This window comes from Okeania sp. SIO2B3, from assembly GCF_010672525.1.
Classification (GTDB): domain Bacteria; phylum Cyanobacteriota; class Cyanobacteriia; order Cyanobacteriales; family Microcoleaceae; genus Okeania.
The window spans coordinates 1-4978 of the sequence record NZ_JAAHGH010000201.1 but is presented as its reverse complement, the minus strand read 5'-3'; the positions used below and the strand labels follow the sequence as shown (position 1 = coordinate 4978).

Sequence of the window (4978 nt, the reverse complement as noted above, 5' to 3'; positions counted from 1 at the left end):
TGAAACCGAATTCTTAATCATCCAAAAATTTCAAAAACTACAACGTTGCAGTTTAGGGTCAGACCCCTCAGATCAAATTCGGGGGGATGGGGAGATGGGGAGTGGGGGAGATGGGGAGATGGGGAGATGGGGAGATGGGGAGATTGAAGTCTAAATAGAATTATGAACATATTATATGAAACCGAATTCTTAATCATCCAAAAATTTCAAAAACTACAACGTTGCAGTTTAGGGTCAGACCCCTCAGATCAAATTCGGGGGGATGGGGAGATGGGGAGATGGGGAGATAAAGACACCTAGAAACAAAAATCTATACACAATTTTAGGCGTGTCACGCCAGTAGCTATAGCTTTTAAATATTTTTATTTATAGGATGTTTAATGAAGTCAGGAGTCAGATAGGGCAGCCGTCGGATTGGCGACGTACAGAAGTTAACCCACCCCTAACCCCTCCCAGGAGGGGACGGGAAGTAGCGGGTTTGAGCAACTCTCCAAAAATATTGCGTCTTAAAAGGCGGGGTTTTAGACCCATGTTATTTTGATAACCGGATTTAATATAATTAACTTACTACTATACCAATTTTATTTAATTTCGTGATTAGAGAAATTAAGAAGTAAGGAGCTAACCCATTAAATAATATTTATTGTCCATATAATTTGGTATTATATCTATGTGCTGTAACGTCATCAAGCAAAGATTTTTTTTGAAAATTAGTGTGATTAGTATATAACAACAGAAACCATAGGGAATAAGTTTAGTTTACATCATTAATTATCATCAACATAGATGTTTTATATTATTTAGTTTCAAATTTTATGAATATTATTTTTAGTAATTTTATTATATATTATCGGAACATTCAAAAAATATCAAAATCTGACAAATTAAAGATTTATTTTCACTCAGAAATATCTAGATAAATGTATGGCACTATACAATGATTTCACTATTATATATCTCCATCAAAAGAGGGAACAGAAAACAGGGAACAGAAAAAAGGGAGGAATAATTGATAATTTATGGGTAATAATTGATTTTATTTTTGATTTTTAGAGATGTCTATTATTAACAAGACAAGAGCACAATTTTCATTGTTTAGCTTGATTTGACTTAGTCAAATTAATTTGATAAAATATTATTAATGTTTAAGAGTAAAAAAAACAGATTTTTGTCCATTGACAAGGAAGATAAATTTTAAGGTTCCCTTAACCTTTCACGAATGAAATATCTAGACAAGTACAGCGACCTGAAAGTAGTGTTAAGTTAGATATCGTTTCAAGTTAAAGCTGAAAAGAAGTTGAGAAAAATAATTATCAACTGCAAAAAAAGGGGAAAAAATAATGTTACAAACACCTCAACAAACAACAGATCCAACCTATGATATTCTCAGAGCAGAGCGACAACCCCTAACCTCAATATTTGCCCCAGAAAATGTGGCGGTAATTGGTGCTACAGAAAGAGTCGGCAGTGTCGGACGCACAATTCTCTGGAACCTACTCAGCAACCCTTTTGGAGGCACAATTTTTCCAGTTAATCCCAAACGTCATAGTGTCCTTGGCATTCCAGCTTATCCAAATATTAAAGCCATACCAGCATCAGTAGACTTAGCAATCATTGCTATACCCGCACCAATGGTCCCTGATGCTGTGCGTGAATGTGTAGAAGTAGGCATAAAAGGCGCGATCATAGTCTCAGCCGGATTCAAAGAAATTGGACCAGAAGGCATAGAATTAGAACGACAAATCATGGCAACAGCTAGGGGCAAAATGCGAATTATCGGCCCTAACTGTCTAGGTTTAATGAATCCTCATAGTGGACTCAATGCCACTTTTGCTAGCACAATGGCTAACCCTGGTAACGTTGGTTTCATTAGTCAGAGTGGAGCATTTTGTACAGCAGTCCTTGACTGGAGTTTCCCTGAAAACGTTGGTTTCAGCGCATTTATCTCCATCGGTTCCATGTTAGATGTAGATTGGGGCGACCTAATTTATTATCTCGGTGATGACCCCCATACCAAGAGTATTGTAATTTATATGGAATCCATTGGCAATGCGCGGTCGTTCCTGTCTGCTGCTAGGGAAGTAGCATTAACCAAACCAATAATAGTAATCAAAGCAGGTCAAACCGAGGCCGCTGCCAAAGCTGCTGCTTCTCACACAGGTTCTCTCACAGGTAGCGATGAAGTTCTCAATGCTGCTTTCCGTCGCTGTGGAGTATTGCGGGTGAATCGTATTTCTGAACTATTTGATATGGCAGAAGTGATGGCAAAACAGCCAAGGATTCCCAAAGGACCAAAATTAACAATTATTACTAACGCTGGGGGACCAGGAGTTCTAGCCACTGATGCTCTGATTGCTACTGGTGGGGAACTTGCTCCACTGGCAGAAGAAACCATTACTCAAATGAATGAGTTTTTACCAACTCACTGGAGTCATAGTAACCCTATTGATATTCTTGGTGATGCTGACCCCGAACGTTATCACAAGACTCTAGAAGTAGCAGTCAAAGACCCTAATACTGACGGTTTGCTAGTAATTTTGACTCCTCAAGCTATGACCGACCCCACTCAAACCGCAGAACAGTTGAAACATTATGCTCAGACTGCCAAAAAACCAGTATTAGCAAGTTGGATGGGAGGAGATGAAGTAACCACGGGTGAAATAATTCTCAATCGCGCTAGTATCTCCACTTATCGTTATCCAGATGCAGCAGCACGGTTGTTTAACTTTATGTGGAAATATAGTTATAACCTGCAAGGTATATATGAAACACCAGTGCTAGCACAAGACCAAGAAGAAGGTCCTAACTGTTCTGTAGTTGAGCAAATTATCAAAACTGCTCAAGATGGAAACCGAACTATTCTCACCGAGTCTGAGTCGAAACAGGTTTTGGCTGCTTATGGTATTCCTATTGTGCAGACATTAGTTGCCAAAACTGAAACTGAAGCAGTGGAACACGCAGATGTTATTGGTTATCCCGTAGTACTGAAGCTTTTTTCTGAGACAATTACTCACAAAACTGATGTGGGTGGAGTTCAGTTAAATCTCAAAGATGCAGAAGCCGTAAAATGGGCGTATCAGAATATTCAAACATCCGTAGCTGAGAAAGTCGGTTCTGAGCATTTCTTAGGGGTGACAGTGCAACCGATGTTAAGTTTAGACATTGGTTATGAATTGATTATTGGTAGCAGCATCGATCCACAATTTGGTCCGGTATTGTTATTTGGTACGGGTGGTCAGTTGGTAGAGGTGTTTAAGGACCGGGCAGTAGCATTACCGCCTTTGAATACAACTCTCGCCCGTCGGATGATAGAACAAACAAAAATCTATCAAGCTCTCAAAGGTGTTCGGGGGCGTAAAGCTGTGGATCTGGCAGCATTGGAAAAGCTAATGGTGAAATTTAGTCAGTTGGTGGTAGAGCAACCTTGGATCAAGGAAATTGATATTAATCCACTTTTGGCATCTTCGGAACGTTTAATTGCTTTGGATGCACGGGTAGTTCTCCATGACAAGAGTGTGGGTGTAGAAAAATTGCCATCGCCAGCTATTCGTCCGTACCCGACTCAATATATCAAACCTTGGCAAATGAAAAATGGTGCTGAGGTGACTATTCGTCCTATTCGTCCAGAGGATGAACCGTTAATTGTTCAGTTCCACAAAACATTGTCTGAGGAAAGTGTGTATTTGCGTTATTTTAACTTTCTCAAGTTAAGTAGGCGCATTGCTCACGAACGTTTAACTAGGATTTGCTTTATTGATTATAATCGGGAAATGGCATTAGTAGTGGATTATAAAAATCCGGAAACAGGAAACCATGAGATTTTAGGAGCAGGTCGTTTGAGTAAGTCACATGGGGTAAATGAAGCAGAATTTGCCATGTTAGTGAGCGACCCCTATCAACGTCAGGGGTTAGGAACGGAATTGTTATTGCGACTGGTGCAAATTGGTCGAGATGAGCAGTTAGAGGGAATTGTGGCGACAATTTTAGCAGATAATATAGCTATGCAACGAGTTTGTGAGAAAGTGGGTTTTCAATTGCAGCGTAGTGCTGATTTAGTAGAGGCGAAATTGACAATTTCTGATTAAGTAGCACTTAGCGATCGGCGATCGGCTTCTCAAGGTGTATAATGGGGGTTTTAATCCCCCATAAAATCGCACCACGCACTTTTTCAAAAAAGACAATATTGACGACTTTAAATCTTTTCCTGTAAACATTCCTAAAATCACTATTTTACTTGATAATGGATACCAAGAGCGAAAAAATCATACAGGAGTTAAAAAAAATCTATCCTGCGATTATGACCAAAATTCGGTTGAAACTATCACCAAAACTATCATTGGCACAGAAAAAACAGGAAGGAAAAACAGGGTTTGTTCCCGTCAAAGCCAGGTGGGTCATTGAAAGAACCAATTCCTGGATGGAGAGGTGTAAAAGCTTGACCAAAAATTTTGTTTGCGTTTGCTTCCGCATCCCGTAGGGAAGTATTCCGCAGGAAAAGAACCCTGGAAAATGCTACTGCTAAGATTAATATGCCGTTTTTTCGACTGATGCTTAAGAGGTTAGCGTTGGCGGAGCAAGTGCGGCAGCTATATCGCCTAATTTTTTAGAGATACCAAATGGGTTCTATAAGGTTGGTGTAAAGAATTGTTATATTTTGTATAAATTACTATCATCTGAAGATAAAATGCAGGTAAAGCTACGGACAGGTGGGATAAATTGTTTTGTCTGTGGTTTAGGTATAAAAACTATTCTGGGGCTAATTTCGATTGGACTGGGAATAGCTGGAATGATTAGTAATCAGGTGCAGATAGTTCAGGGAGCGATTTCTTAATCAGGCGAGCGCCAATTTTGCACCGGACAAAAAGTATTTCTAATTAGTTCAAGTTAAGGAAAATTTTGGGCAAAAAAGCTGATAAATATCTATAGAGAGGTGAATAATATGATAAATAATAATTATTTATGGCAAGGTGGATTTGAA

General features: G+C 39.2%; 3 protein-coding genes. All 3 read left to right on the top strand.

Annotation, left to right across the window (positions count from 1 at the left end):
* Positions 1-162: 162 nt before the first annotated feature.
* Positions 163-300: a hypothetical protein gene (locus F6K15_RS37360; protein WP_293071086.1), complete on the top strand. Its 138-nt coding sequence runs from the start codon at positions 163-165 to the stop codon at positions 298-300.
* Between the two features lie 1040 nt (positions 301-1340).
* Entirely contained in the window at positions 1341-4085 is a 2745-nt protein-coding gene (locus F6K15_RS37355) for a bifunctional acetate--CoA ligase family protein/GNAT family N-acetyltransferase (RefSeq protein ID WP_293071085.1), read from the top strand.
* Between the two features lie 569 nt (positions 4086-4654).
* Positions 4655-4831, top strand: a complete 177-nt coding sequence (locus F6K15_RS37345; RefSeq protein WP_293071083.1) for a hypothetical protein — start codon at positions 4655-4657, stop codon at positions 4829-4831.
* Positions 4832-4978 lie beyond the last annotated feature (147 nt).

What these genes read in the sequence shown, in the direction of transcription:
- F6K15_RS37360 (WP_293071086.1), top strand. Translation starts at nt 163, where the DNA reads ATGAACATATTATATGAAACCGAATTCTTAATCATCCAAAAATTTCAA.
- F6K15_RS37355 (WP_293071085.1), top strand. Translation starts at nt 1,341, where the DNA reads ATGTTACAAACACCTCAACAAACAACAGATCCAACCTATGATATTCTC.